The organism is Donghicola sp. XS_ASV15, assembly GCF_041224595.1.
Classification (GTDB): domain Bacteria; phylum Pseudomonadota; class Alphaproteobacteria; order Rhodobacterales; family Rhodobacteraceae; genus Donghicola.
This window is the reverse complement of sequence record NZ_JBGFGN010000128.1, coordinates 17,558-44,524: the sequence shown is the minus strand read 5'-3', so window position 1 is coordinate 44,524 and position 26,967 is coordinate 17,558. Positions and strand designations below refer to the sequence as shown.

Genomic DNA, 26,967 nt, shown 5'->3' with positions numbered 1-26,967 from the left:
CCCCACCACTGAACCGCAGGGATCGCCATGAGCTTGTACACTGCCTATCTTGAAGAAATCGAAACCCGCAAAGGCGAGGGACTGCATCCCAAGCCGATCGACGACGGCGCGCTGGTTGCTGAACTGATCGCGCAGATCGAGGACACAGCGAACGCGCACCGCAAAGACTCGCTGAACTTCTTCATCTACAACACCCTGCCCGGCACCACGAGCGCCGCAGGTGTGAAGGCAGTGTTCCTGAAAAAGATCATCCTTGGCGAAGCAACCGTCGCAGAAATCACCCCCGATTTCGCGTTCGAACTGCTGTCGCACATGAAGGGCGGCCCCTCGATCGAGGTTCTACTGGATCTGGCACTGGGTGATGACGCAGAGATCGCAGGCAAAGCTGCTGACGTCCTGAAAACTCAGGTCTTCCTCTACGAGGCAGACATGGAGCGTCTGGCCGCCGCGTTCAAAGACGGCAACGCCATCGCAAAAGACATTCTGGAAAGCTACGCAAAGGCCGAGTTCTTCACCAAGCTTCCCGAAGTGGACGAAGAAGTTAAAGTCGTGACCTATATCGCTGCCGAAGGCGATATCTCGACCGACCTTCTGTCGCCCGGCAACCAAGCGCACTCGCGTTCGGACCGCGAACTGCACGGCAAGTGCATGATCAGCCCCGAAGCGCAGAAAGAAATTCAGGACCTGCAAGCACAGAACCCTGATGCGCGCGTCATGCTGATCGCAGAAAAGGGCACCATGGGCGTTGGCTCGTCGCGTATGTCCGGCGTGAACAACGTCGCGCTGTGGACCGGCAAGAAAGCCAGCCCCTACGTTCCCTTCGTGAACATCGCCCCCGTTGTGGCAGGCACCAACGGCATCTCGCCGATCTTCCTGACCACTGTTGGCGTGACCGGCGGTATCGGTCTGGACCTGAAGAACTGGGTCAAGAAGCTGGATGAGAACGGCAAGCCGATCCTGAACAATGACGGCAACCCGATCCTTGACCAGAAATACTCGGTCGAGACCGGCACCGTTCTGACCATCAACACCAAAGACAAGAAGCTCTACAGCGACTCCGGCGAAGAGCTAGTGGACGTGTCCTCTGCCTTCACCCCGCAGAAGGTCGAGTTCATGAAGGCCGGCGGTTCCTATGCCGTCGTATTCGGCAAGAAGCTGCAGACATTCGCGGCTGAAACTCTGGGTGTCGAAGCCCCCGCCGTCTACGCGCCTTCGAAAGAAGTTACCGTTGCCGATCAGGGCCTGACCGCTGTTGAGAAAATCTTCAACGCGAACGCTGTCGGCGTCGAAAAGGGCAAAGTGCTGCACGCAGGCTCGGACGTGCGCGTCAAAGTGAACATCGTTGGCTCGCAGGACACCACCGGCCTGATGACCAGCCAAGAGCTGGAAGCCATGGCGGCGACCACCATTTCGCCCACCGTTGACGGCGCCTATCAGTCGGGCTGTCACACTGCTTCGGTTTGGGACAAAAAGGCTCAGGCCAACATCCCCCGTCTGATGAAGTTCATGAACGACTTCGGTCTGATCACCGCGCGCGACCCCAAGGGCGAATACCACGCGATGACCGACGTGATCCACAAAGTGCTGAACGACATCACCGTCAGCGACTGGGACATCATCATCGGCGGCGACAGCCATACCCGTATGTCCAAGGGCGTTGCCTTTGGCGCGGACTCGGGCACCGTTGCTCTGGCACTGGCGACCGGCGAAGCCACCATGCCCATCCCCGAGTCGGTCAAAGTGACCTTCAAGGGCCAGATGGCGGACCATATGGACTTCCGCGACGTGGTACACGCAACTCAGGCGCAGATGCTCAAGCAGTGCGGCGACAACGTGTTCCAAGGCCGCATCATCGAAGTGCACATCGGCACTCTGCTGGCGGACCAGGCGTTCACCTTCACCGACTGGACCGCAGAAATGAAGGCGAAAGCCTCGATCTGTATCTCCAACGATGAAACCCTGATCGGTTCGCTGGAACTGGCCAAAGGCCGCATCCAGACCATGATCGACAAGGGCATGGATAACGAAGCCAAGACCCTGCAAGGTCTGATCGACAAAGCCGACGCGCGCATCGCAGAAATCAAGTCGGGCGAGAAGCCTGCCCTGACCCCCGATGACAACGCCAAGTACTTTGCCGAAGTCGTCGTTGATCTGGACCTGATCGACGAGCCCATGATCGCCGACCCCGATGTGAATAACGCCGACGCATCGCGCCGCTACACCCACGACACCATCCGCCCCGTCTCCTACTACGGCGGCGACAAGAAGGTGGATCTGGGCTTTGTCGGCTCGTGCATGGTGCACAAGGGTGACATCAAGATCGTCGCGCAGATGCTCAAGAACCTCGAAGAAGCCAACGGCAAGGTCGAGTTCAAGGCACCGCTGGTTGTGGCCGCACCGACCTACAACATCATCGACGAGCTGAAGGCCGAAGGCGACTGGGACATCCTGCAGAAATACTCGGGCTTTGAGTTCGACGATCTGTTCCCCAAAGCCAACGCCCGCACCGAGTACGAGAACATCCTGTACCTCGAGCGTCCCGGCTGTAACCTCTGCATGGGCAATCAGGAAAAAGCGGAAAAGGGTGACACCGTTCTGGCGACCTCGACCCGCCTGTTCCAAGGCCGCGTCGTAGAAGACAGTGCCGAGAAGAAAGGTGAATCACTTCTGGCTTCGACCCCCGTGGTCGTTCTGTCAGCGATCCTTGGCCGTACGCCGAACAACGACGAATACAAGGCAGCCGTCAAAGGCATCAACCTGACCAAGTTCGCACCGCCGCAGGAAATCCCCGGCACCTCGCGTTCGGTTCACTTCTGATCCCGTGACACATGACAGTCTTTTTTGGCCGCCCCACTCGGGCGGCCATTTTCGTTTTGCTTGGTGGGCTTTCAAACCATCTCAGCCTAGCCCTACGCCGATCATGGCCAGCAACACTCTCCGCGGCCTCTGAAACACATCCAACACACAAGTGATGATTGGCACTCTTCCTGATCCCGCGCTTCATGGTAATGGCAGCGTATGGACATCGTTATTATCACCACGATCATTGCATCTTTCTTTGTTGTCATCGGCCTCGCAGAGCCTTTGGCGGCGCGGCTACGTTTACCCTACAGTGTGATCCTTGCTGTCTTGGGGACCCTGATCGGTGTTGGCGCGATCTTCTTTCTTCAAACCGAACTTACAGACGCTCTGAACCCGGTAGCAGAGGCGATCCTTGGTCTGCCCATCCGGTCCAACGTCTTCCTCTACGTTTTTCTGCCCACACTTCTCTTTCAGGCCACCTTGGGCATGAACCTAAGGCGGATGCTCGACGACTGGGTGCCGATCCTGCTGCTGGCCGTCGTGGCTGTCGTGGTTGCGACACTCAGTGTGGGATATGCCTTATCAGCGGTCAGCACCTTGCCCCTCGCAGCGTGTCTTTTGGTCGGCGCAATTGTCTCGACGACCGATCCGTCGGCTGTTGTCTCGATTTTCCGGTCGATCTCGGCGCCGCAACGTCTGGCCCGCATCATCGAAGGCGAGAGTCTGTTGAACGACGCCGCCGCGATTGCGCTCTTTGGCCTGTTTATGGGTTTTGTGATGCTGGGTGTGCCTGACCCCGAGCTTGGAGAAGCTTTGGGGCGTTTCCCGATGCTCATCGCAGGCGGCGCCTTGTGCGGTTGGATCCTAGCACGCATCGCGGTGCGCGTGATGTCGCTCTTCCATCACCACGAACTGGCTCAGCTCACGATCTCGGTCGCGCTCCCGTATCTGGCCTATATTGGGGCAGAGCAGACGATTGGCGCGTCGGGCGTTATCGCGGTTGTTGCGGCAGGTCTTACGCTAAACCTCGCTGCACCGGGGCGGTTGCAGCCCCAAACATGGACCAACATGCGCGAGCTTTGGGACGTGTTGGCGCATTGGGCAGGCGCCTTGATCTTTATCCTAGCTGCCTTGCTGATCCCGCGCCTCATGGATGGCGTCCGCCTGTCTGACATTGCACTCATCGGCGTGGTGATCGTGGCGGCCATTTTGGCACGCGCCGTGATCCTCTTTGGCTTGCTGCCGCTGCTGACATTCATGCGGGCGTCCCCTGCGGTGGAGCGGCCCTACCGCACAGCCATTTTGTGGGGGGGGCTACGCGGCGCAGTCACGCTTGCACTCGCCCTTGCCGTCACCGAGAGTTTTCGTGTCCCCGCAGAGACCAAGCGTATGGTCGGCATCCTTGCAACCGGCTTTACGCTATTCACTCTCATCGCCCAAGGGACGACCCTGCGCTGGATGATCGGCCGTCTTGGCCTTGATCGCCTGTCCGTCATCGACGAAGCGCTCTCGCGTCAGGTCGTTGCGGTAGCCCTCCAAAATGTGCGCGAAGAGATGTCCCGCACAACCGACGACTACGACCTGAGCCACGAGATCGTCCGCTCCGAAGCCAAGGGGTTTGGCCAGCGTCTGGACGATGCCGTCCGCAAAGCAGAAACCGGCGTAGGTATCAAGAATCGAGACCGCATTACCCTTGGCCTGATCTCACTGGCGGGCCACGAACGCGACACCATCCTGTCTCGCCTAAACGAGCGGACGATTTCAGCGCGCATGGCCGAGCAACTCCTGTCAGAAGCCGACCGGCTTCTTGAAGGGGCTCGAACTCATGGCCGCAGCGGATACAACCGCGCCGCCAAACGGGGCATCACCTATGGCTTCTGGTTCCGGCTCAGTGTCAAGTTGCACAACCGGATCGGTCTGTCGGCTTTTCTGGCTCGGATGACTGCGGATCGTTTTGAATTTATGCTGTCGCAGCAATTGATCCTGCGCGACCTTGGCAAATTCATCGACGGGCGCATCCGGCGCATCCACGGAAGACGTGTGGCGGAACTGCTGCAGGAAATGCTGGTGCGACGAACGGAACAAGTCGAAACCGCCCTCGACGGCCTTCGCCTGCAATATCCGGGTTACGCCGAAGAACTGGAGCGCCGTTTCATCCGGCGCGCGGCCCTCCGGCTCGAAGAGCGCGAATACCACGCCATGCACGGGGATGGGTTGATCGGAGCAGAAGTCTTCACGACTTTGATCCAAGATCTCTCCGCTCGGCGCGCCTCCGAAGAGCGCCGTCCGAAACTCGACATCGCGCTGCAACGGACGGAATTGGTGCGCCGCCTTCCTCTTTTTGCAGAACTGGACAAAGCCGCAATCAAACGTCTGAGCCGCGCACTGAAAACCCGCTACGTCGATGCGGGCGAAGTCCTGACTCGGAAAAACCACCCCGCAAAGAGCGTCTATTTCATCGAATCCGGTGCCGTTCAGGTCGAGGTCGCCAATCAGGAATGGCGCCTCGGTCGCGGCGAGATGTTCGGGCAGATGGGCATTTTGACCAGCAAAACCTATCGTGCTGATGTGCGCGCCATCGCTCCAACAACCGTCTTGGTACTCAATGAGCAGGCGTTTTTGCGCCTTCTGCGCCGAAGCAAGGCCATACAAGAAGCCGTGCGCACCGCTGCGGTGCAACGCGGCGTCGATCCAGATACGCTTCTTCCTAAACCCCCGCTGCGCGGAAAGAGGCTTGAGGCTGCCGAATAGATTTGGCGACTGGCGAAACTAAAAAAAGAGCCCGGCGAAACGCCGGGCTCTTTATTATCAGCGACTTACCATGCAGAGTTAAAGTAGGATTAAAGCGCTCTCGATCATCGCGGCATCTGTGACACCCTTCAGCGTCAGCGAGTTGCCATCGACCTCGATAATATAATTTCCGTTCACCGCGCTGCCATGGGCCGCAAGGAAGGCGCTCGAGTCCCCTTCATCTGAAACACCCTCAAACTGCAAGACATCCTGCCCTTTGAAGTCAAGGATGACATCAGCACCAAATCCTTCGCCGAACACAAAGGTATCCGCGCCGGCGCCGCCACGCAGCTTGTCGTTGCCCGCACCACCAACAAGCGTATCCGCACCTTTCAGACCAAGCAGGCGATCATCGCCCTCGAGCCCCTCCAGTTGGTTGTCCTTCTTGCTGCCACGGATCAAATCATCCTCGGTGCTGCCAATCGCGTTCTCAATCTTGACCAATTTGTCGCGATCCCCAAAGCCGTCCACACCGAACCGTTTGCCCAGATTGATCGTCACTCCTGCGTCACCGCCAAATTGCGCATCATACTCATAGCTCACTGTGTCAGAGCCCTTGAGCCCGTTCAGAACGTCATTGCCTTTGTGGCCGCTCAGGACGTTATCCTTGGCATTTCCAAACAGCTTGTCTTTGTAATTAGAACCGTAGACGTTTTCGAAGTTCTTGAAGAGATCGACATCACCCTCGCTGCTCTTGCTCGCCCCTTTGCCAAGGCGAACGACGACAGAGGAGGAACTGTTGAAGTAACTCAGCCAATCCTCACCGCTACCACCATTGATGGTGTCGTTGCCATCACCGCCATCAATGGAGTCATCCCCTTCGGCGCCGTCGATCAAATCATCCCCGTCGTTGCCAAACACGCGATTGTCGCCGGAGTCCCCCGCGATTGTATCGTCAAAATCGCCCCCCTCAACTTGCTCAAAGCCAGTGATGAAGTCGGTGTTTCCCCATCCATCAATGGCAATACCAGCGCTCAGGTCGACTGTTACGCCATCGGTCGCTCCGTAGTAGTCTTCGGTCCAGAAGCTCAAACGGTCAAACCCAGCGCCACCTTCAAGCGTGTCGGAGCCGTTCAAACCAGCGATCAGGTTGTCTCCGTCATCCCCGATGATGCTGTCACCCTCCGAGGAACCCTGCACAGATTCAATGCTCTCGAAGGTATCAACATTCCCGTCAGCCTCGGTTGCAATGCCTGACACCATGTCAACAGAAACCGCGCCCGCATCGGCGTAAGAAAGTTCGTCGGAACCCTCACCGCCGTTGATTGTGTCAACACCTGCACCGGGGCGAATGTAATCGTCGCCCGCACCACCATCCAACAGGTCATTCCCGTCTTTGCCATAAAGGCTATCATCGCCGGCGCGCCCATAGGCTGTGTCGTTCCCGCCCGAAAGCCAAAAGTAATTGTCTCCGGCATCGCCGGTTACACTGTCATTTGCATCACCTGTTTCAACATTCTCGAAATTCGAAATTGTGTCGCGGTTTCCCCATCCATCGTAACCGGAACCTTGTGCAAGGTTCACAACAATCCCCTTCGTACCTCCGAGCCGATAGTCGATGTCATAGCGCAGCCAATCCGTTCCGCCGCCACCATCAATCGTGTCGTAGCCCTTGTAGCCAGCAAAAGAGTTATTCTCGTCATTGCCCACAAGCGTGTCGCCGTAGAGCGATCCGCTCACGGATTCGATGTTTTTCAAAACGTCTTTAACGCCATTGCCATCGATCGCCACGCCAGCCGCCAAATCTACGGTAACAGCAGCAGTGTCATAATAATGGCTAATGCGGTCATACCCCGCGCCGCCGTCGAGGGTATCTTGACCGCCCTCGCCGTTCAGGTAGTCGTCCCCGGCTCCGCCTTGCAGTAAGTCATCACCATCACCGCCATAGATTGCGTCATCGCCAGCTTGCCCGACAATTGTCTCATCTTCGCTGGTACCATAAAGATTTTCGCCGGCATCGGTGCCGCTGATCGTCTTGTATTGTGTGGTGGAACGGGCAGAAAAAGTCATCGCCATCTACTGTACTCACTAGAAATTGAACTGACACGTGCGCGCAAAGGCTTAAAGCCGATGCAAGAATGCACCTACACAATTACAAGTAATACTTACAAATGGAAATACTGTGACACCCTAGACGGTTCGCTGAGAAACATTAAAGCGGAGCTTAGTCGCGTGTGCGCTTGCGCACGAGCTTACTCGCCACATGCGATACCGGCATTATTTTTCCTTACTCTCTGGCAGATAATGCGTCCGAAACAGCCTGTCGGTCAGCGTCCGTCACCTCGCACAGATAAAGAACTTGATCTTGAACTTCAGGTATCACGATCGGAGATTGAAGCGCATCACCCGCGGTCGCATGAAATTTCTCGTTCAGAGGTCTAAAGTAGCCCGTCCATTCCGAAACCTGCTCTTTCGTATAGAGTGAGGTTTTCACTTTTCCTGGATGCCGCGACTTCAGCACCGAAGCGACCTTCTCAATCTGTTCGTCTGACGGCTGCACACCGTTCAGAAGTTCACGTCCCAAATAGTATCCCAATGGATCCTCTGAAACATTGTGGCTGTTGAACTGTTGCAAACCCTCGGTGTCACCATACCCAATGTGATCGACAAACGACCCCACGACACCCAAGGGGTGACGGCCAAAACTGCTGTAGTTCAGGAAGGAAATCTTCTCAGGCTCAAAAGCGTGCAGAAGAAAATCGTGCAGCTCACTGTAATCAAAGAATAATCCTGGATTATGAGGGTTCTGGGTCGCGTTCTGAACCCACTCAGGAAAGACTGTCAGGCGATTATGATCACGGATCTGCAGGAAAACAGACTGCAAGAAGGTCACTTGATCCCGCAGGACAACAACGATCTCGTGACTATCAAAACTCGGCGTCAGCTGGATCAGTTGCTCGAAGTCGACAGTCTCTGGCGCTTTACGGCTAAACTCCTCGCTGCTCACAACAACCGTCACCGGCTTGCCAGGCGCAATGTCATTCAACGCACGCCAATCCTGTTCGTATGTCGTGTGAGGGAGGTACTGGCGCAACTGCTCGTTCCACAATGCTACCAGGTGATGCTGCGCATATCCACGAGGCGGAACGGGGTAAACAACGCCGGCCTTTGCCAACGCATTGCGGTTTCGGAAAAGACCATACTGCAGTGAACTGGAGGCCGTCTTATGAAGACCGGCATGAATAATGATGCGACGGTTCGTGGTTTTCATTTCTAATCTTCTGCAGTCCATGCGCTCGGAGCACTGCGGGCTATGGTCAATGCTCAAAGCGAATAGGCAAAGGGGTATTTTTGCAACTCAAGTTTTCTGACTGACTTAGATGAAAGTCACAAGCATCGGAAGTATCAAGTTCGCCATCGTTTCATCACTTTCCCACTTCAGCGCACACACGCGTCCCCACACCCATGCAAACAAGGGAATATGGGAAACAAGTCAAACTAAAGTATCGATCGCAACTTTCACGCACCTGGTAAAAGCGCTTCGCACATTGCTTACGATTCCAGATCGCAGAACGAGAACTGTACAATTGCGAATATATTAGCCTGCAACAATGCAATTCTCCCATTGAGCAACAAGACCACGACTCGCCACCTTCGATCTGCCTCATTTTTCCGCAGCGCGGCACCCGCATAAGCTATTGATAAACAATAGTTATATATCCTTTACCAACTATCGAAAGAAATTCAAAATTCATTTCAGTCAATTTATTGCATTTATATATCCCGATGGTATTAATACTCATGGTTATCGATTCCGATGATAGCGAGTGCATTGGTAAACCACATACAATTGGCTCACATTTTGGGCCCGCATGTTAGGGAAAATTTCATATGGCGGTAAGTGAATATGGCGCTGATGAGCTGCAGAACGACCTGGGTGAGATCCGGGAAGGTGTAGCTGACGAAGTGCTTGAGGCCCTTGAGGGCGAAGAAGACGTAACTGTGGCGGTTCTGGCTCCCGACGAGGAAGTTCCGGATGATGTCGACGTCGTCGTTCGCGGCAACGAAGACGGTTCCAAGACCATCGAAGTCGTTGGTTCGAACAAGCAAACCACAGTTGGCGGTGACGAAGACAACTCGATCGATCTGAGCGACGATGAATTCGCTGAGCAGGATCCTGATGGTGAGGAGCCTGTCAAAGAAGTCTTCGCCGGCAAAGGCGATGACGAAGTCAACGGCAGCGACGGTGGCGACATTGTCAAAGCCGGTCTGGGTGACGATGCGGTCGAAGGCGGCTTCGGTGGTGACAGTGTCTTTGGCGCAGGCGGCTCTGACGAACTCGACGGTGGCGCAGGCAACGACAGCCTCAAAGGCGGCAACGGCTCTGACACCCTGTTCGGTGGCACTGGTCGTGACTTCCTTGGCGGCGGCAAAGGCAAAGACGACCTCGACGGTGGCAAAGGCAACGACACGCTCAATGGTGGCGGCGGCAACGACACCCTCTCCGGTGGCGAAGGCGCAGACAAGATGTTCGGTGGCGTTGGCAACGATGTCTTCTACGGTGGCGCAGGCGACACCATCATGGGCGGCGCAGGCGAAGACACTGCGTACTTCTCGGGTTCCTTGGACTCGAGCGAAGAGCTCACCGGTGGCAAAACCCTCATCACCTTTACCGATGGCTCGACCGTCATCGTCAAAGGCGTCGAGAACTTCGAGTTCGACTACGACGACGGTTCGGACAGCTAAGTACAGTCCCAAAACAACAGAGCGAAGCTACGGCTTCGCTCTACTTTTTTAGTACTCCAATTTCGAAAAATTTATGAATACGTCTCACATTCAAAGGCTCTTGAAACAGGGTCGAGACACTCATGCACTTGCTGCATTTCATCACGTTTTCGCCCCCTTTGACCGCTTAGGCGCCAAAGAACTGATGTTGCGTGCCCGCATTCTAGCGCGCGTCGGAAATCCTGCTGCGGCAGTGCAAGATATTGATCGGGCATTGGAGCTGGATGGATCAGATCCTGACATTCTACTCTTTGCCGCACACCTAAAGCAGAAAGCCAAACCACACATTGCACATGAACTCGGGCTTCAAATTCTGGGTTCAACCAGCACAAGCAGCCGCCACCGCAAGGCCGCGCTGCGGTTCATGGACCCGGCCCAAATCCCGTTTATTGTTCAAACCGAAATGAAAGTCACCGACCGGATCACGGCTGTGCGTTGGGCCAATCAGGCAAGCGCGTTGCATGAACGAGGCTCTGGCGACTTCGAAGAAATGCTCGGTGCCGCCAAGTCCGGTGATGCGGTCCTTTTTGCAACCGACACCTACTTGGACAAACCGTCCGAGGGTAGCAGAACTTTGTCCTTTGACGTCGCTGAACAAAGCTTTGAAATCCACGTCAGAAGCACGAAAAAAGCCATAAACGGCCGGATTGGGCGCGGGACGAGGCATCGAGGCCGGCCCTGGATCGTCATACCAGTCCATGACGGGGGAAAAGCCCTAGCAAGGTGCCTTGCCAGCGTTCTTGCTGAATTGGACCAAACCCCTCGGGCACGTTTGGTGATCGTCAACGATGCCTCCAAAGAAAAAGCAACCGCACGTATCCTCTCCGCAGCGTTGCAGCATGAACGTGTAACGATCGTCAGATCACCAGAGAATTTGGGATTTGTCGGCGCGGTCAACCTCGGGCTTCGCTCCATCGGGCCCGGTCCAGTTCTCTTATTGAATTCTGACACTTACCTTCCCAACGGGCTCTTAAACCGGCTTGTTTTCCATCTCAAGGAAGACGACATCGGGACCGTCACACCCCTGTCAAACAACGCAGGAAGCTTCAGCGCGCCCAAAGCTCGGACCGGTTTCGAAATGCCATCCGAGTCTCAGTTAGAGCAGTTGTCCGCACTGGCGTTCAAACAGAACCCGCGCACCTCGGTAGAGGTCATGAACGGCAATGGCTTTGCAATGCTCATTTCAGAGCGCTGCTTAGAAGAGACCGGCTTTCTCTCGACAGACTTTCAAAGCGGCTATTATGAAGAAGTCGATTTCTGCATCCGTGCCGCAACCAAAGGGTTCCGTCACATCGCAGCAGTTGATTGCTTTGTCGGTCATGTGGGCGCGACCAGCTTTGGCCCAGCGAAACGCAGGCTGGTTTCGGACAACTATCGCACTCTGATCAAGAAGTACCCGTTCTACGCGCAAGCCTATGAGCGCTATGCGCAAATCGACCCGCTGAAGGATTACTGCGAGGCTTTGGTAGACGAATCTGATTGGGAACCAAAGAAAATACCCGATGCACGCGACACCGAAGACACTGAGCTTCGGTCGATTGATGTCAAGGATATCCCGATTTTTCCAGTTCAAGGAAGCTTTGACAGCGCACTTGAACGGCTCCACTTGCGCCGAATTGCCTTACTTCCTCAAGAGGCTCTTGAGTGCGTCGGGCAAGAACTCCGAATTGGTCATGAGTACCACATGGTTCATGACCCAGATGAAGGCCTGCAACTTTTCGATCAATCCGATACGGTCGTTGATCGACTGCCTCTAGAAACAGTATCCTCACAAGATATCGAAGCCTTTGAAGACAGGCTTTTGGAACTTTTGAACGGAACCAAAGATGCCGCTTGAATCCGCCGTAGACTTTTATCAACCCGGCTACATTCGCGGCCATGTCTACGACCCTGAAAAGCCATCTCAGAGATGGGCCGTTGGTCTTTTTCACAACGGCAATTTGGTGGGCACATACTATGCCGATCAAACCGTTGATGACTTAGAAGATAAAATCGACGTCCCTTTCGACTGCGGCTTCGAGTTCAATCTGAACAAAGCCGTTTTCAACGACAAGGATCTCCTGACGATCTCAGTGCTTAATGCAGAGCACACAATTACCGAAGTCTGTATGAAAGACTTTAAAGACTGGAGAGCCGCCGGTGAAGGTTTGAATGCTGGACTGGTGCGTCATGCGAGTGGGCTCACCCTGTCTGGCCATCTCAATGACTCAGTCACGAAGCACCCGTCATACGAAATTCTGGCCTACGACGGTGACGATCTGGTTGGCCGCACCCGTCTTTATCGATGGCAACACATTGGGAACCCTCGGAACGCGAACGGGCAGCGCGTCGGGTTCGAGATACTCGTCGACACGAAATTGGCGGATGGCATTCCAAGAAAGCTCCGAGTCGAAACATCGACCGGAATGGCGCTTGAAGGGAGCCCTGTCGATTTCATCGCATATCCCAATAGCATGAGAGATGTGTGGCTCGACGCGGAAGGGCGACGCAAAACCCGGACCGCCGATATGGCCTTGGATCGCATTCTGGAAAACAGTATGCCCATGACAGCTTATGCCGAGCTTTATCCGGAGCTTCTGTCCAAGTCACTGAGCAACAAAGAGATCGAGCGATTTGGATTCGACGGCAGTTTCTGGGAGCTGTCCGGCAGTGACTGGACGCTCGTCTTCAGCGCAGCCGTCACACCGCGCAAGGACATTCAGACGATCCTGCCCGCGCGCCCCGAAGGCATGGTCTACTTTGACTTGGGCGTGCAGAAGGGCCGGGATGTCTGGCCACTGCTTTTTCCCGCATTCGACCAAGAGCGTCAGCTAGAGCAAGGCTATGCCGCACTCTGTTTCGCCGCTCCGTCCTACTTGGTGGCACGTGCGATGTCCCAGAGGCCACGCTCTCCACTCGAGGTTTTTTTAGAAATCCAAGACCAGCTCGGCAACGAAGACATCCAGCACATTCCGCACCCTGCAGGACTGCTTAACGAAGAAGAATTACGCCTTTCTCGGGGTCTACACGAAACGGTCTTGCGCGATTATCTGCCAAAATTTGCCCCTAACGCGCAGATCCTTAGCAATACTGAAACGCTATTTCCCGCAGTGCACGTCAAACGCCCGCTCACTAGCAACCAAGTCAGCGTGATCATCCCCACTAAAGACCAAGGGGAAATGCTGACGGAGTGTATTGAAAGCCTGCGCAGCAGCAATCCAGAGTTCGACCTTGATATCATCGTCGTCGACAACCGATCAGAAGAAGAAGAATCTGCGCAGTTCTTTAATGATCTAGAGGACACCGGCGTAACGATCCTAGAGTATGACGACGGTTTCAATTTTTCGCAGATCAACAATCTGGCCTGTGAATTCGCAAAATACGAGCGGGTTTGCTTTCTCAACAATGACGTCCTTTTTCCTGAAAAAGGCGTCTTGGCAGAGCTATCCAGCCGCATCGAAGACCCGACTGTTGGTGCTGTCGGTCCACTTATGGTCCGCGCCTCTGATATCATCCAACACGCTGGTGTCGCCCTTGGGCCCAGCAATGGCGCTCTTCATTCCTTTGAGGATCGTATGCGGGGAGATCCCGGTTATACAGAGCTCTTGAAAGTTGCGCACGAGTGCAGCGCCGTTACGGGTGCCATGATGTTGACCCGGAAATCCCTGTTTGAACGCCTGGGAGGCTTCGAAGAGACTCTGTTTGCAGTCAATTTTAATGATGTGGATTACTGCCTTCGACTGCGTGAGCATGGGTACCGCGTGGTATTCACGCCCCATTGCTATGTCCAACATTTCGAATCCGTGAGCCGCGGCAAAGAACACGCCTCTCCTTCGGGGAACAGGATGCGGCGCGAGGTTGATAATCTGCGTATGCGGTGGCGTGACGTCATCCTGAATGATCCATTCACGCACCCGCTGCTCTCGACGGACACCCTACCCTATCGCGCCCTGTGCACCCGCCACAGAGCGCCCACCCCCAGAAATTCGACTATCAAGGCAAGCGCCATAGTCCCGAACTGGATTTAAGAGACGACTTTGGAAAAGATATTTTTGAACCTTGGTTCTGGCCCCCGCAGCGCGCTGCCCAAGGATGCGCCTGAATTCTACGGTTGGCGCGAAGTGCGCGTCGACATCAACCCCATGGCCAATCCGGACAAAGTGGCCAGCCTGACCGACATGAAGGGCGTGATTGAAGACAACTTTGCTGACTTTGTCTTTTGCTCTCACGCAGTTGAGCACTTCTATGCCCACGAAGTTCATTCGGTGCTCGCAGAAACTGTACGGGTCTTGAAACCCGAAGGCGTCGCCGTATTCCGGACGCCTGATCTTGAACAGGTCATGCGCCTAATTGATCCAGAAGACCTTGAAAAACCGATCTATTCCTCTCCTGCCGGAGACATCACTGCCCTCGACATTCTTTATGGTCACCGCGCATCTATCGAGGACGGCGACCAGTTTATGGCGCACAAGTCAGGCTTTACCGAAGAGTATTTTGCCAAGCTGCTTCTTGATGCGGGCTTTTCCGAAGTCCGCACGGAAAAAGGTAGTTCGATCGACTTCTGGGCCCAAGCTGGTTTCAAGCGCCTCGCGATGCAACATCAAGTTGCAGCCCTCAAAGCATCCCTCTGATCATCCGGGCGCCTGCCAGACCCCGCCTTGTGTTAACCTCGACAACCTCCTGATTTGCGCCATGTGTATTGGCGATTGTCAGGAGGGAAGCGGAACGTGGGCAAGGATCACAATACCCTTGGGCGGCCGATCCCCAGCGGCCGCCTAACCAGAGTGCTACGGATGGGCGGGCTCGCTGCTGGCATCTCGGGCGGCGTCGCGGCCGGTGGCCTGCGCTCTCTGGCGACAGGCCGGAAACCGGACCTTGAACAATTGGTGTTTTCTCCGGGCAACATGGCGCGCCTCGCCGAGAGCCTTTCTCATATGCGCGGCGCGGCTCTGAAGCTTGGGCAGATGCTGTCGATGGACACCGGTGTCGTGCTTCCGCCCGAATTGAACCGGATTCTGGCAGGAATGCGGGATAGCGCGGTCCCCATGCCTCCCAAACAGTTAAAGCAGGTTTTGGACCGTGAATGGGGGAGCAGCTGGCAGAGCAACTTCAAACGTTTTGACGTTAGGCCTTTCGCCTCGGCGTCAATCGGTCAGGTTCATCGCGCGACCACCCGAGAGGGTCAGGACTTGGCAATCAAGGTCCAGTACCCCGGCGTGCGAGACAGCATCGATAGCGACATAGACAACCTCGCAGTTCTTCTCAAAATCTCTGGTCTTCTGCCAAAGGACGCGCCGATCGACGACTTATTAGAGGCAGCCAAACGCCAACTTCATGCCGAAGCGGATTATGAATCCGAGGCACAAAACCTGTTCACTTTCGCGGATCTTTTGCGAGACGATCCGCTATTCCGGCTTCCTGATCTCAATACTGGACTGAGCAACGCCCATGTCCTCGCCATGAGCTACGTCCACAGTGAGCCTCTGGAAGCGCTGGCTGATGCTCCGCAAGAGACCAGGGACCAAGCGGCCGAAGCACTGATCACACTTGTGCTACGAGAGCTTTTCGAGTTCAGAGTGATGCAGACGGATCCAAACCTCGCCAATTATCGCTATTCACCAAAGGATGGTCGGATCGTTCTGCTTGATTTTGGCGCGGTGCAAACACTTGCGCCAACTCTGCAAAACAATTTCAAAAACCTGGCCCGCGCGGCGCTCGCTAGAGATGTTGACTGGACGCGCGCGGCAATGCAGAAAATTGGCTATTTCAACGATGCGACCCCCCAGCGCTTTCAGACCGTCTTTCTAGAGATGTTCGATATGGCGATGTCCCCTATTCGGCAGGAAACGCCCTTCGATTTTGGCAAGTCTGATCTCATGCACCGGCTGCGCGACCGCGGGCTCGAAGTCGGGGGCGAACGCGAACTACAGCAGGTTCCCCCTGCTGAAACGCTGTTCCTTCACCGCAAGATCGCCGGAACGTATCTGATCGCTTCGATGCTAAAGGCCAGAGTCAAATTACGTCCATTGGTCGAAGCCTATTGCGCCGAATAGCCCACCGCCAGAGCCTGCACGTGTCCAATGACCCGCGCAGGATTTCACTTGGCAATCTGGCTATTCCTGTGTGTGCGGTTGCTATCGAACTTGGTGCGACCTCGCCGATCGACTGCGGCCCAACAGAGGGTCGCCCACAAATGCGGCAAGCCCACTTACTCTGATGAAGCTCCCTTGGGTACGGTCGGCCGATAATTCAAAACCGGAGCGAGCCAACGCTCCGCTTCGCCGAGCTCCATGCCTTTGCGGGCAGCGTAGTCTTCGACCTGATCGCGCTCGACCTTCGCGACACCAAAGTAATAGGCGTCGGGATGACCCAGATAGAGCCCACTAACCGAGGCACCGGGCCACATCGCCATGCTTTCTGTCAGCGCAACGCCGGTGCTGGCTTCGGCATCCAGTAGTTTGAACAGCGTCCGTTTCTCCGTGTGGTCAGGCTGTGCCGGATAGCCGGGGGCCGGGCGGATACCGCGGTAAGGTTCGGCGATCAGCTCAGTGGGGCTGAAAGCTTCATCCTTGACGTAGCCCCAGTAGTCACGGCGGACCCGTTCGTGCAGCATCTCGGCCATGGCTTCGGCAAAACGGTCGGCCAGCGCCTTGACCATGATGGCGCTGTAATCATCGCCTGCGGCTTCGAATTTCTTGGCAATTGTGTCCTCTTCGGGACCCGCAGTGACCACAAAGCCGCCCACGTAGTCGGGCGTGCCCTCGGGCGCTACGAAATCGGCAAGCGCCATATTCGGGCTGTCTTTGCGTTTAGACGTTTGCTGACGCAGGGTGTGAAGCACATCAAGTGGCTGGGTCCGAGCGTCGTCGGCATACAGCTGAATGTCGTCACCCGTACGGTTCGCGGGCCAGAATCCGACCACGGCGCGGGGCTTGAACCACGTCTCTCCGATAATCCGCTGAAGCATCGCCTGCGCGTCGGCAAAAAGGTTGCGCGCCGCTTCGCCGTATTTCTCATGCTCTAGTATGCGGGGGTAGACGCCCTTGAGCTCCCAAGTCTGGAAAAACGGCGTCCAGTCGATGTAGCGCGCGATCTCCGCCAGATCCCAGTCGTCGATGACCTGCTGACCCGTGAACTTCGGAGCCTGAACAGTGTAATCTGTCCAATCGATTTGCATGGCGTTCGCGCGGGCTGCGGCCAAGGGCAGGCGCTGCTTGGCCAGTTCGGCCCGCTCGTGACGTTCGGCGACCTCGGTGTATTCCGAGCGGATGCCCTCGACGTATTCATCCCGCTGCGTGTCGCTCAGCAAGGCAGACACCACGCCCACCGCGCGGCTCGCGTCGGTTACATAGATCGCTTGATTGCGTTGGTACTGCGGGGCGATTTTTACTGCCGTATGCACCTTCGACGTGGTTGCGCCCCCGATCAGCAGAGGCACGTCGAAGCCTTCTTTTTCGAGCTCGGTCGCCAGATGCACCATTTCATCCAAGGACGGCGTGATCAGGCCCGAGAGGCCGATGATATCGACGTTATGCTTGCGGGCCTCTTCCAGAATTTTCTGGGGTGGGACCATGACGCCAAGGTCGATGATTTCGTAGTTATTACAGGCCAAAACCACGCCGACGATGTTCTTACCGATATCGTGGACGTCGCCTTTGACCGTGGCCATGAGGACTTTGCCCGCAGCCTCGCGGCCATCGCCGCCGTTTTGGCGCTTCTCTTCTTCCATATAGGGCAGGAGCACGGCCACGGCCTGCTTCATGACGCGGGCGGATTTCACCACCTGCGGCAGGAACATTTTGCCTGCGCCAAACAAATCGCCGACCACGTTCATGCCCGCCATCAACGGGCCTTCGATCACATGCAAGGGGCGCTCGGCCTGTTGTCGCGCCTCTTCTGTGTCGGCATCAATGAATTCTGTGATGCCATTGACCAAGGCATGTTCCAACCGCTTGTCGATAGGCCATTCACGCCAGGACATGTCCTTTTCGCGGGTTTTGCCACCGCCCGCGCCGCGATAGCGTTCCGCAATCTCTAGCAGGTTCTCGGTGGCGTCAGGAGTGCGGTTCAGAACCACATCCTCGCAAGCGTCGCGCAGGTCGGCATCGATCTGGTCATAGACCGCCAGCTGACCGGCATTGACGATGCCCATATCCATGCCTGCCTGAATGGCGTGATACAGAAAGACCGCGTGCATCGCCTCGCGCACGGGCTCGTTTCCGCGGAAGCTGAACGACAAGTTCGACACCCCGCCCGACACATGAGCGTGGGGCAGGTTCTGGCGGATCCAGCGGGTGGCCTCGATGAAATCGACGCCGTAGTTGTTGTGTTCTTCGATGCCGGTGGCCACCGCAAAGACGTTGGGGTCAAAGATGATGTCTTCGGGCGGGAAGCCAACCTTTTCAGTCAGCGCCTTATAGGCACGCTCGCAAATCTCGATCTTGCGCTGAAGGGTGTCGGCCTGGCCTGTCTCATCAAAGGCCATGACCACAACTGCCGCGCCATAGGCAAGGCATAGGCTGGCGTGATGGATGAACGCCTCTTCGCCTTCTTTCAGCGAAATCGAGTTCACCACCGGCTTGCCCTGCACGCATTTCAGGCCGGCCTCGATCACCTCCCATTTCGAGCTGTCGATCATGATCGGCACTCGGGCGATGTCGGGTTCAGCGGCGATGAGGTTCAGAAAGTCGATCATCGCCTGTTTGCTGTCGATCAGACCTTCATCCATGTTCACGTCGATGATCTGTGCGCCATTTTCCACCTGATCGCGGGCCACATCCAAAGCGGTGGCATAGTCGCGGTTGGTGATCAGCTTGCGGAACTTGGCAGAGCCGGTGACGTTCGTCCGCTCGCCCACGTTCACAAAGGGGATGTCCGCGGTCAGGACAAAGGGTTCCAGACCGGAAAGACGCAGAAGAGGTTTAGACATCGGCGGTCTCCTTGATCTGGCGGGGGGCGTAGGGCGCGACATGCTCCGCGATGGCGCGGATGTGGTCAGGCGTGGTGCCGCAGCAGCCGCCCGCCACGTTGATCAGACCTTCGCGGGCAAAGACCTCGACCAGTTTGGCGGTTTGCTCGGGCGTTTCATCGTATTGGCCGAACGCGTTGGGCAGGCCCGCGTTGGGGTAGGCGCAGATGCGGGTGTCTGCAACGCCTGCCAGTTCCGCCAGATGCGGCCGCATAGCATCAGCGCCAAGGGCGCAGTTCAAACCCACGGTAAAGGGCCGCGCATGACGGACCGAGTGCCAGAAAGCCGTGGGCGTCTGCCCCGAAAGAGTCCGTCCCGAGGCATCGGTGATGGTGCCCGAAATCATGATGGGCAGTTGCCGACCCACTTTGGCGAAGCTCTCAAACGCGGCAAAGATAGCCGCTTTGGCATTCAGCGTGTCGAAAATCGTTTCGATCAGGATCAGATCAGAACCACCCGCGATCAACCCGTCGATCTGCTGGCCGTAAGCGGCGCTCAGTTCGTCAAAGGTCACGGCGCGGTAGCCGGGATCATTCACATCGGGACTAATGGAAGCGGTGCGGTTAGTCGGCCCCACAGCGCCTGCGACCCAGCGGGGTTTGCCGTCCTGCGCGGTTGCGCGGTCCGCAGCGCGGCGGGCCACCTGTGCGCCCGCGACGTTCAGATCATGCACCGCGTTCTCCAAGCCGTAGTCGGCCTGCGCGATGGTGGTCGAAGAAAACGTATTGGTTTCCAGAATGTCCGCACCCGCTAGAGCGAACTCTAGCTGGATGTCCTCGACCGCTTGGGGCTGGGTCAGAACCAGCAGGTCATTGTTGCCCTTTTGCGGGTGGTCCAAATGGTGGCGGCAGCCAGGACCGTGAATATGACCGCTGGCGGTAAAATCTTCTTCGGTCATGTTCAGGGTCTGGATCATCGTCCCCATCGCACCATCGAGGATCAGAATACGCTCGTTGGCGGCTTTGGCGATGGCATCGTACGAAGGGCTGCGCGGCAGCGAGAGAGAGTTCATGAGGGCACCTGCTTTCTGCGCACGCGCGTACCACGGTCAGGAGACAAAGCATAATTCATGCTTCTTGAGTTTGTTATGAACGAAATTCATATTCAGTCAGCGCACCGCTTCGCGGATGCTCTCATTGACGTTGTGACCAAAGGCCCACCCGGCTGTTTCGCTCGGTTGCGCTCAAACCATTTAAAACGGTTCACAACGCGAAAACGGCGCAGCGACACCCCTCTTCCGAGTCGCGTCCCTGCCCTATCACGTTCGAGATTGACTCGGCTATGAACTCCCTGCATTACAAAGCCGTGAACGGTTCTGCGTGGCGCGACACGGCGCAGCAGAAGTAAAAGGGAACACGGTGCGGCGTACCCATCAGGGACCAAAACCGTGGCTGCCCCCGCAACTGTAAGCGGTGAGTGCGTCCAACACGCCACTGGGGAACACCCCGGGAAGGCAAGGACAGCATAACGACCCGCGAGCCAGGAGACCTGCCGTCACGGGGTCGGGAAACCGGCCTTACCCAACCGGACGCCGGGGTGAGCGTCTGGCTCGGCAGGTCTAAAAATCTACCGTGTCCAGCTTCCCTACTGTCCTTTCATCTGCGGGCCTATGCCCCGCATTCTGAGAGGTTCGAAATGAAGAACAAACTCCTGTCAGCCGCCGCGCTGATCACATTCCTCCCGATTGCCGCGCAGGCGCATTTTCTCCTGCCTTACGCTGACGAAACACAGATTTCGACGCCGGGCGATGTCCCCTTGGCCGTTGTGTTTTGGCACCCCTTCGAGAACGGCCATGTGATGGAAATGGAGGCGCCTGAAGCCTTTTACATGATCCACAATGGCGAAAAAACAGATCTGGCTGATCGTCTGGAAGCCGCCAGTTTCAAGGGTGCAGAGAACGAAAACAACGGCTTTCGCGCGACCCTGCCCGTCAAACGATCTGGCGATTACGTCGTGGTGACCGAACCCGCCCCATATTTTGAAGAGAGCGAAGACAAGTATATCCAGCAGCTCACGAAAGTGGTTTTCAATCGTAACGAGCTCCCGACAGATTGGATGAACCCCGTTGGCCTGCGCACCGAGATCGTCCCCTTGGTCAAGCCTTACAATGTGATCACGGGCTCGAGCTTCACCGGCCAAGTCCTGAGCGAAGGCAAGCCCGCAGCGGGTATCGAGATCGAGATCGAGTACGTCGCTGCGACACCCGACATTCAGACCTTTTCCGCCAGTGAACCGACCGTCGGCACAATGCCCGGCGGAACCGTAGTCGCTATATCTGACGCGAATGGGTACTTTACATTCGGTGTTCCCAAAGCCGGGTGGTGGGGTTTTGCTGCTCTCGAAGCAGGCCCAGAGACAGAACACAACGGCAAACCTCTGAGTCAGGACGCCGTGTTCTGGATCAGAGCCTACAATATGGAATAATCCATGCACATTGTTGACGGCGCTCTTTCAAACTCTGTTGTCATCGCTGGCACCGTTTTGGCTGTCGGGGGCGTAGCCATGGGCCTCAAACGGCTAAGCCTAGAGAGGATCCCCGCAACCGGGATCCTCTCTGCCAGTTTCTTTGTTGCCTCTCTGATCCACGTGCCGATTGGTCCGTCTTCGGTGCACCTGATCCTGAACGGTCTGGCCGGGCTCATCCTGGGGTGGGCCGCATTCCCGGCGCTCTTTGTTGGGCTGTTGCTTCAAACCGTGTTCTTTGGCTTTGGCGGGTTGACCGTCTTGGGGGTCAACGCCCTGAACATCGCTGGGCCAGCGGTTCTGACCTGGCTCTTGTTCGGCAAGTTGGTCGAGCGTAGTTCCCCCACGACCGGCGCGATCTGGGCCGGTGTCGGTGGCGCCTTTGCTATCGCGGCCACAACATGTCTGGTCGCCTTTTCACTGATGCTCACGGGCGACGCGTTCATTCCCGCGGCCAAGCTGGTGTTCTTCGCGCATATCCCTGTCATGGTAATCGAGGCGCTGCTCACAGGTACGGCGGTCTATTTGGTGCGCAAGGTGCGTCCTGACCTTTTCTCGGCGATCAAGGGAGCGGCACATTGATCCGATACCTTGCCCTAATTATTGCATTGATTGCGCTGCCTTTCCCTGCTGCTGCTCACAAGGTAATTTTTGCGATCTTCAAATCCGGAGACTCGATTGAAGGCGAGCTTGGTTTTTCGAACGGTGACATGTCTGCGGGAACCACTATTCAGGTTCTAGATGCCCAAGGCGTGCAAATCGGCGAAGCTGTGACAGACCGCGATGGCTTTTTCATCTTTACCCCCACAGAGCCAATTCCGCACGTTTTCAAAGCGGATATGGGCGCAGGGCACGTGGCCGAAGCCACAATGCCCGCAAACGAGATCGCCGAAATCCTAGGCGTGGCTGCGATCGAGGAAACGTTGTCCCAACAAGCACCCGCCGGAACGGCGGAGACCGCGGCGCAGGTCACAGTGGCCTCTTTGTCCAACGAAGAACGTCTTGCCATCGCAGAAGCCGTACGCGACGAGATGCGTCCCCTACGCCGTGAACTTGCGGCATATCGCGAAAAGAACGACCTTCAGACCGTTCTTGGTGGCATCGGCTACATCTTTGGCCTGTTCGGTCTGTATTTCTATATCGCCGCCCGGCGGCGCATGGCAGGGCAATAGATGATGCAACGACTGACCAGCGCAGAGAAAGCCCCCCGCACAGGATCACTTTTCGCGATCGGTCCGATCCCTGATCTGGATCCGCGCCTGCGGATCGTACTGGCAACCGTCTTTGCGCTGGTCGTGGTCGGCTTATCCGATCTTCTGGCGCTCTTTCTGGCGGTTCTGGTTGCTGGCGCTTTGCTGCCGCTTTCCGGCCTACCCAAAAAGCGCACGCTCAAGCGGATGGCTGGGATGGACGGGTTCATCATTTTCACTCTGATCCTCTTGCCCTTCTCTGTGCCCGGGACGCCTATGCTCTCGGTTTTCGGCATCTCCGCCTCGTGGGAGGGACTGTGGCAGGCGGTCGAGATCGCGTTGACCGCAAACGCAGTAATTCTGGCGTTGATGTGTCTGGTTGGTTCGATGGAGCCTGTCACCATGGGCCATGCACTCCACGCCCTGCGGATGCCAGAGCAGCTGGTTCAGCTTTTGATGTTCACGATCCGCTACATCGAAACCCTACGCTCGGAATATCTGCGGCTCCGATCCGCAATGAAGATGCGCGGCTTCCGTCCTGTTACCAACTGGCACACCTATCGCAGCTTTGGCTATCTGATCGGCATGATGCTGGTACGCGCGCTAGAGCGGTCCGAGCGAGTGCTCGGCGCAATGAAATGTCGGGGCTTTTCGGGGCGCTTTGTCCTGCTCGAGTCCTTTCAGATGCGCGACCGCGACTGGATCTTTGCCGCTTGGATGACTACAGCGATGGTGCTGCTTGTTCTACTTGAGGCATGGCATGGCATTGCTTGATTTGCAGAACATCACCTTTGCATATCCCGGTCACGCACCTGTCTTGGCTGGTGCCTCGCTGACGCTGCGCGACAAAGAGCGTTTGTCGCTGATCGGGCCCAACGGGGTAGGCAAATCGACATTGCTCAAGATTGCGGTCGGTTTGCTACGCCCAAGCGAAGGAACGGTTCAAGCATTTGGCAAAGAGCGCAGAACAGAGCAGGATTTCTCCGAGGTTCGCCAACGCGTCGGCTATGTCTTTCAAGACCCTGACGATCAGCTCTTTTGCCCCACGGTAACCGAGGACATCGCGTTTGGCCCCCTGAACCTTGGCAAATCCCGCGAAGAGGCTCTGGCCATCGTGGATAGCATCCTGTCCCGGCTGCATCTGACCCATTTGAAAGACCGGATCACCCACCATCTGTCCGGCGGGGAAAAGCGCCTTGTGACCTTGGCGACCGTACTCGCCATGGACCCAGAGGTGCTGATTTTAGACGAACCGACAAATGCGCTGGATCAGGAGAACGAGGCGCGGTTGATCGATATTTTGCAAAGCCTGCCTCAGGCGCTCTTGCTCATTAGCCACAATCCCGAGTTCCGCGCCAAGATCACATCAGGCGCTTACGAATTAAAGGCAGGTGCTTTGAGCCGGGCGGATTGACGCTGGATTACACCGTGGCAGAAGCCCTGCGGCTCTGCACAGAACGCCGCACAAAGGCCACCACGAAGAGCGCAGTTAGCACCAGAATGATTGTCGGCGCAGGAGCGCTGTCTAGATAGAAGCTCAGGTAGACACCCGACAACATCGACAGGGCGCAGACCACCACGGAAACTACCAGCATGTGTTTCAAACTGCGCACCAGCAGGAACGCGATCGCGCCGGGGGCGACGAGCAATCCGATCGCGAGGATCAGCCCAGTCGCCGACAAGGTCGCAACGACCGTCAAAGACAGAATTGCCAACAGACCATGGTGCAGCCACCCTACCGGCAGCCCAGAGACCCGTGCCTGCGCGGGATCAAACGCATAGAGCATAAAGTCTTTCCACTTCAGCAGCAGGACCGACGCCACGCCGACCGAAATGATGCCGGCTGTCCACAGATCCTCGGACCCAACGCCAAGCATGTTGCCAAAAAGGATGTGATCCAGATGCACGTTGGTGTCGATCGCCACATACATCACGATCCCCAGAGCAAACATGCCAGAGAAAACAACGCCCATGATTGTGTCCTGCTTGATCCGACTGTTTTCAGTCAGAAAGCCTGTCGCGAGTGCGGTCACCATACCAGCGGCAAACGCCCCAAGGATCAGCGGCAGACCCAGAATATAAGCAAGTACGATTCCGGGCAGGGTTGCGTGACTGACGGCATCCCCCATCAAAGCCCATCCCTTGAGCACAAGAAAACATGACAGAAGTGCCGTGGGCACTGACACCAAAAGCGCTATCCAAAAAGCGTTCTGCATGAACGGAAACATGAAGGGCATCAAAAGGGTGTCGATCATGATGCATCCCCGTTTTGTAGAGCGGCCGCAGCTTGCCTGCGTGCGGCCAGAACGCCGTGCTTTGGCGCCCAAATAAAGACCGCCAAGAAGATCACGGTTTGCAGAACGACGATTACGCCGCCCGTCGCGCCATCAAGGAAATAGCTGATATACGCGCCCGCAAAGCTCGTGATCGCTCCGATCAAGACCGAGGTCACGATCAGCCTTGGGAACCGATCACACAGAAGATAGGCCGTCGCCCCAGGTGTCACGACCATCGCAATCACCAGAAACGCACCGACGGTTTGCATCGCCGCGACAACGCAGGCGGACAAAAGAGTAAAGAAGATTGCCTTGAGCAGCCGTGGGCGAAGGCCGATCGACCGAGCATGGCTTTCGTCAAAAAAAGTGACCATGAGATCCTTCCACTTCAGCAGCAGAACGGTCAAAGACACAAAGCCGATAATCGCAAGTTGCAGCGTATCCTCTGGCGTGATCGCCAGAATATTGCCCATGGTGATGGTCTGGATCGATACCGAAATCGGACTGACCGACGCCATAAAGAGCCCAAGCCCGAAAAAAGACGTGAAAATGATCCCGATGATCACATCATGCTTCAACCCGGACCGATCCGCCAAAAACAGCATGGCTGCTGCGGCCAAACCTCCGGAAAAGAAGGCACCAAGCGCGAAGGGCACCCCGAGGATATAGGCACCCGCCACCCCCGGCACGACGGAGTGAGACAGCGCATCGCCGATCAGCGACCAGCCCTTGAGCATCAGATAGGCGGAAAGAAAAGCACAAACACCACCCACCAAAGCAGACACCCACATGGCATTCGTCATGTAGCCGTAGCTAAAAGGCTCTAGCAGAACGCTCATGACCTTTGTGTCGCTTTGTGGGTACGATCGCCATATTGCACCAGCGGCCGCTCATCATCGGTAAAGATCGACAGGTGCCGCTCGTCTTCATCATCATGCAGCTCGGCGCCGCCAAGGGTGAAGTGCCGCAAAACGCCTCCGAATGCGGTCTCAAGATTCTTGCGGTTGAATGTCGTCTCTGTTGGCCCGTAGGCCAGCACTGTTCCCTTGACCAGAACGGTGCGATCGCAAAATTCGGGAACGGACCCCAAATTATGTGTGGACACCAACATCACCCGCCCCTCTGTCCGCAACTCGCGCAACAAGGTGATGATCTGTTCTTCGGTCTTCACATCAACGCCGGTAAAGGGTTCATCCAGCAGGATGACCTGACCGTCCTGCGCCAAGGCCCGCGCGAGAAAGACACGCTTCTTTTGGCCGCCTGACAGCTCGCCAATCTGACGGTGCCGGAAATCCTGCATATTCACGCGCGCCAACGCTGCGTCAACAGCGGCGTGGTCGGCTTTGGAAGGTCTGCGCAGGAACCCCATGTGCCCATAGCGGCCCATCATGACCACGTCTTCAACGAGGACCGGAAATGTCCAATCCACCTCTTCGGACTGGGGGACGTAAGAGACGAGATTGCGCTTCAGCGCATCCTTCACACTCAGTCCCAGTAGCTGAATTTCGCCTTTCGCCACAGGAACAAAACCCATGATCGCTTTGAACAGGGTCGATTTTCCGGCGCCGTTCACGCCGACCAAAGCAGTCACCGTTCCGCGCGGAATTTGAAAACTGGCATCGCGAAGGGCGGTGTGTCCGTTCCGATAGGTGACCGTCACGTCTTTGGCGCAAATTCCGCCTTCGGCAGTGGTGTCTCCTGACAGTTCCTTGTCGTGCTTCATTGCGATCGGCCTGTAAATGCCCCGAAATCAAAGGCGTTCAAAATATGGTCT

General features: G+C 56.5%; 19 protein-coding genes and 1 riboswitch. Of the genes, 12 read left to right on the top strand and 7 right to left on the bottom strand.

Annotation, left to right across the window (positions count from 1 at the left end):
- Positions 1–27 precede the first annotated feature (27 nt).
- Together AB9K37_RS08240 and AB9K37_RS08235 are read left to right on the top strand one after the other, a co-directional pair.
- On the top strand, positions 28–2,817 hold the full coding sequence (locus AB9K37_RS08240; protein WP_369837051.1) for a bifunctional aconitate hydratase 2/2-methylisocitrate dehydratase: 2,790 nt from the start codon (positions 28–30) through the stop codon (positions 2,815–2,817).
- Positions 2,818–3,018: 201 nt separating this feature from the next.
- Positions 3,019–5,553, top strand: a complete 2,535-nt coding sequence (locus AB9K37_RS08235) for a cation:proton antiporter (RefSeq protein ID WP_369837048.1) — start codon at positions 3,019–3,021, stop codon at positions 5,551–5,553.
- 78 nt (positions 5,554–5,631) lie between these two features.
- On the opposite strand, the gene AB9K37_RS08230 is transcribed toward AB9K37_RS08235, so the two are convergent.
- Together AB9K37_RS08230 and AB9K37_RS08225 are read right to left on the bottom strand one after the other, a co-directional pair.
- Positions 5,632–7,608 (bottom strand): hypothetical protein, encoded by a 1,977-nt coding sequence (locus AB9K37_RS08230; protein ID WP_369837045.1) that lies wholly within the window; start codon positions 7,606–7,608, stop codon positions 5,632–5,634.
- Positions 7,609–7,819: 211 nt separating this feature from the next.
- On the bottom strand, positions 7,820–8,803 hold the full coding sequence (locus AB9K37_RS08225) for a hypothetical protein (protein WP_369837042.1): 984 nt from the start codon (positions 8,801–8,803) through the stop codon (positions 7,820–7,822).
- Between the two features lie 620 nt (positions 8,804–9,423).
- Between AB9K37_RS08225 and AB9K37_RS08220 the strand changes: the two genes are divergently transcribed.
- The 5 genes from AB9K37_RS08220 (at position 9,424) to AB9K37_RS08200 (ending at position 16,349) form a co-directional block, all read left to right on the top strand.
- Positions 9,424–10,278 carry a calcium-binding protein gene (locus tag AB9K37_RS08220; RefSeq protein ID WP_369837040.1) on the top strand — a complete coding sequence of 285 codons (855 nt, stop codon included), beginning with the start codon at positions 9,424–9,426 and terminating at the stop codon, positions 10,276–10,278.
- Positions 10,279–10,351: 73 nt separating this feature from the next.
- Positions 10,352–12,154: a glycosyltransferase gene (locus AB9K37_RS08215; protein ID WP_369837037.1), complete on the top strand. Its 1,803-nt coding sequence runs from the start codon at positions 10,352–10,354 to the stop codon at positions 12,152–12,154.
- Positions 12,144–14,324 (top strand): glycosyltransferase family 2 protein, encoded by a 2,181-nt coding sequence (locus AB9K37_RS08210; protein WP_369837034.1) that lies wholly within the window; start codon positions 12,144–12,146, stop codon positions 14,322–14,324. The genes AB9K37_RS08215 and AB9K37_RS08210 overlap by 11 nt, the downstream gene beginning before the upstream one ends.
- A gap of 9 nt (positions 14,325–14,333) precedes the next feature.
- Complete coding sequence (locus tag AB9K37_RS08205) at positions 14,334–14,927, top strand: methyltransferase domain-containing protein (RefSeq protein ID WP_369837031.1); 594 nt, start codon at positions 14,334–14,336, stop codon at positions 14,925–14,927.
- Between the two features lie 96 nt (positions 14,928–15,023).
- A complete protein-coding gene (locus AB9K37_RS08200) occupies positions 15,024–16,349 on the top strand; it encodes an ABC1 kinase family protein (RefSeq protein ID WP_369837028.1) in 1,326 nt (441 codons plus the stop codon).
- A gap of 155 nt (positions 16,350–16,504) precedes the next feature.
- On the opposite strand, the gene metH is transcribed toward AB9K37_RS08200, so the two are convergent.
- Positions 16,505–19,225 (bottom strand): methionine synthase, encoded by a 2,721-nt coding sequence (metH, locus tag AB9K37_RS08195; RefSeq protein ID WP_369837025.1) that lies wholly within the window; start codon positions 19,223–19,225, stop codon positions 16,505–16,507.
- Entirely contained in the window at positions 19,218–20,276 is a 1,059-nt protein-coding gene (locus tag AB9K37_RS08190) for a homocysteine S-methyltransferase family protein (protein ID WP_369837022.1), read from the bottom strand. The genes metH and AB9K37_RS08190 overlap by 8 nt, the downstream gene beginning before the upstream one ends.
- Before the next feature lie 281 nt (positions 20,277–20,557).
- A riboswitch (cobalamin riboswitch) is annotated at positions 20,558–20,775 on the top strand.
- Positions 20,776–20,899: 124 nt separating this feature from the next.
- Between AB9K37_RS08190 and AB9K37_RS08185 the strand changes: the two genes are divergently transcribed.
- Genes AB9K37_RS08185 through AB9K37_RS08165 form a run of 5 tightly spaced genes read left to right on the top strand, consistent with a single transcriptional unit; the run spans position 20,900 to position 24,331 of the window.
- Positions 20,900–21,688 carry a DUF4198 domain-containing protein gene (locus AB9K37_RS08185; RefSeq protein WP_369837019.1) on the top strand — a complete coding sequence of 263 codons (789 nt, stop codon included), beginning with the start codon at positions 20,900–20,902 and terminating at the stop codon, positions 21,686–21,688.
- Between the two features lie 3 nt (positions 21,689–21,691).
- The gene (gene cbiM / locus AB9K37_RS08180; RefSeq protein WP_369837016.1) at positions 21,692–22,309 is read left to right on the top strand and encodes a cobalt transporter CbiM; all 618 of its coding nucleotides are present in this window, start codon (positions 21,692–21,694) and stop codon (positions 22,307–22,309) included.
- A complete protein-coding gene (locus AB9K37_RS08175) occupies positions 22,306–22,899 on the top strand; it encodes a cobalt ABC transporter permease (RefSeq protein WP_369837013.1) in 594 nt (197 codons plus the stop codon). The genes cbiM and AB9K37_RS08175 overlap by 4 nt, the downstream gene beginning before the upstream one ends.
- Positions 22,900–23,691 carry a cobalt ECF transporter T component CbiQ gene (gene cbiQ / locus AB9K37_RS08170; RefSeq protein ID WP_369837011.1) on the top strand — a complete coding sequence of 264 codons (792 nt, stop codon included), beginning with the start codon at positions 22,900–22,902 and terminating at the stop codon, positions 23,689–23,691. It begins immediately after the preceding gene.
- Positions 23,678–24,331: an energy-coupling factor ABC transporter ATP-binding protein gene (locus AB9K37_RS08165; protein WP_369837008.1), complete on the top strand. Its 654-nt coding sequence runs from the start codon at positions 23,678–23,680 to the stop codon at positions 24,329–24,331. The genes cbiQ and AB9K37_RS08165 overlap by 14 nt, the downstream gene beginning before the upstream one ends.
- Positions 24,332–24,338: 7 nt before the next feature.
- Here the strand turns inward: AB9K37_RS08165 and AB9K37_RS08160 are convergent, their stop codons facing one another.
- Genes AB9K37_RS08160 through AB9K37_RS08150 form a run of 3 tightly spaced genes read right to left on the bottom strand, consistent with a single transcriptional unit; the run spans position 24,339 to position 26,916 of the window.
- Positions 24,339–25,172: a metal ABC transporter permease gene (locus AB9K37_RS08160; protein WP_369837005.1), complete on the bottom strand. Its 834-nt coding sequence runs from the start codon at positions 25,170–25,172 to the stop codon at positions 24,339–24,341.
- Positions 25,169–26,032: a metal ABC transporter permease gene (locus AB9K37_RS08155; RefSeq protein WP_369837002.1), complete on the bottom strand. Its 864-nt coding sequence runs from the start codon at positions 26,030–26,032 to the stop codon at positions 25,169–25,171. The genes AB9K37_RS08160 and AB9K37_RS08155 overlap by 4 nt, the downstream gene beginning before the upstream one ends.
- Entirely contained in the window at positions 26,029–26,916 is an 888-nt protein-coding gene (locus tag AB9K37_RS08150; RefSeq protein ID WP_369836999.1) for a manganese/iron ABC transporter ATP-binding protein, read from the bottom strand. The genes AB9K37_RS08155 and AB9K37_RS08150 overlap by 4 nt, the downstream gene beginning before the upstream one ends.
- Positions 26,917–26,967: the final 51 nt, after the last annotated feature.

Bases quoted from the DNA above. Each gene is read 5' to 3' on its own strand.
- AB9K37_RS08240 (WP_369837051.1), top strand. From the start codon at position 28: ATGAGCTTGTACACTGCCTATCTTGAAGAAATCGAAACCCGCAAAGGC.
- AB9K37_RS08235 (WP_369837048.1), top strand. From the start codon at position 3,019: ATGGACATCGTTATTATCACCACGATCATTGCATCTTTCTTTGTTGTC.
- AB9K37_RS08230 (WP_369837045.1), bottom strand. From the start codon at position 7,608: ATGGCGATGACTTTTTCTGCCCGTTCCACCACACAATACAAGACGATC.
- AB9K37_RS08225 (WP_369837042.1), bottom strand. From the start codon at position 8,803: ATGAAAACCACGAACCGTCGCATCATTATTCATGCCGGTCTTCATAAG.
- AB9K37_RS08220 (WP_369837040.1), top strand. From the start codon at position 9,424: ATGGCGGTAAGTGAATATGGCGCTGATGAGCTGCAGAACGACCTGGGT.
- AB9K37_RS08215 (WP_369837037.1), top strand. From the start codon at position 10,352: ATGAATACGTCTCACATTCAAAGGCTCTTGAAACAGGGTCGAGACACT.
- AB9K37_RS08210 (WP_369837034.1), top strand. From the start codon at position 12,144: ATGCCGCTTGAATCCGCCGTAGACTTTTATCAACCCGGCTACATTCGC.
- metH (WP_369837025.1), bottom strand. From the start codon at position 19,225: ATGTCTAAACCTCTTCTGCGTCTTTCCGGTCTGGAACCCTTTGTCCTG.
- AB9K37_RS08190 (WP_369837022.1), bottom strand. From the start codon at position 20,276: ATGAACTCTCTCTCGCTGCCGCGCAGCCCTTCGTACGATGCCATCGCC.
- AB9K37_RS08185 (WP_369837019.1), top strand. From the start codon at position 20,900: ATGAAGAACAAACTCCTGTCAGCCGCCGCGCTGATCACATTCCTCCCG.
- cbiM (WP_369837016.1), top strand. From the start codon at position 21,692: ATGCACATTGTTGACGGCGCTCTTTCAAACTCTGTTGTCATCGCTGGC.
- cbiQ (WP_369837011.1), top strand. From the start codon at position 22,900: ATGATGCAACGACTGACCAGCGCAGAGAAAGCCCCCCGCACAGGATCA.
- AB9K37_RS08165 (WP_369837008.1), top strand. From the start codon at position 23,678: ATGGCATTGCTTGATTTGCAGAACATCACCTTTGCATATCCCGGTCAC.
- AB9K37_RS08160 (WP_369837005.1), bottom strand. From the start codon at position 25,172: ATGATCGACACCCTTTTGATGCCCTTCATGTTTCCGTTCATGCAGAAC.
- AB9K37_RS08155 (WP_369837002.1), bottom strand. From the start codon at position 26,032: ATGAGCGTTCTGCTAGAGCCTTTTAGCTACGGCTACATGACGAATGCC.
- AB9K37_RS08150 (WP_369836999.1), bottom strand. From the start codon at position 26,916: ATGAAGCACGACAAGGAACTGTCAGGAGACACCACTGCCGAAGGCGGA.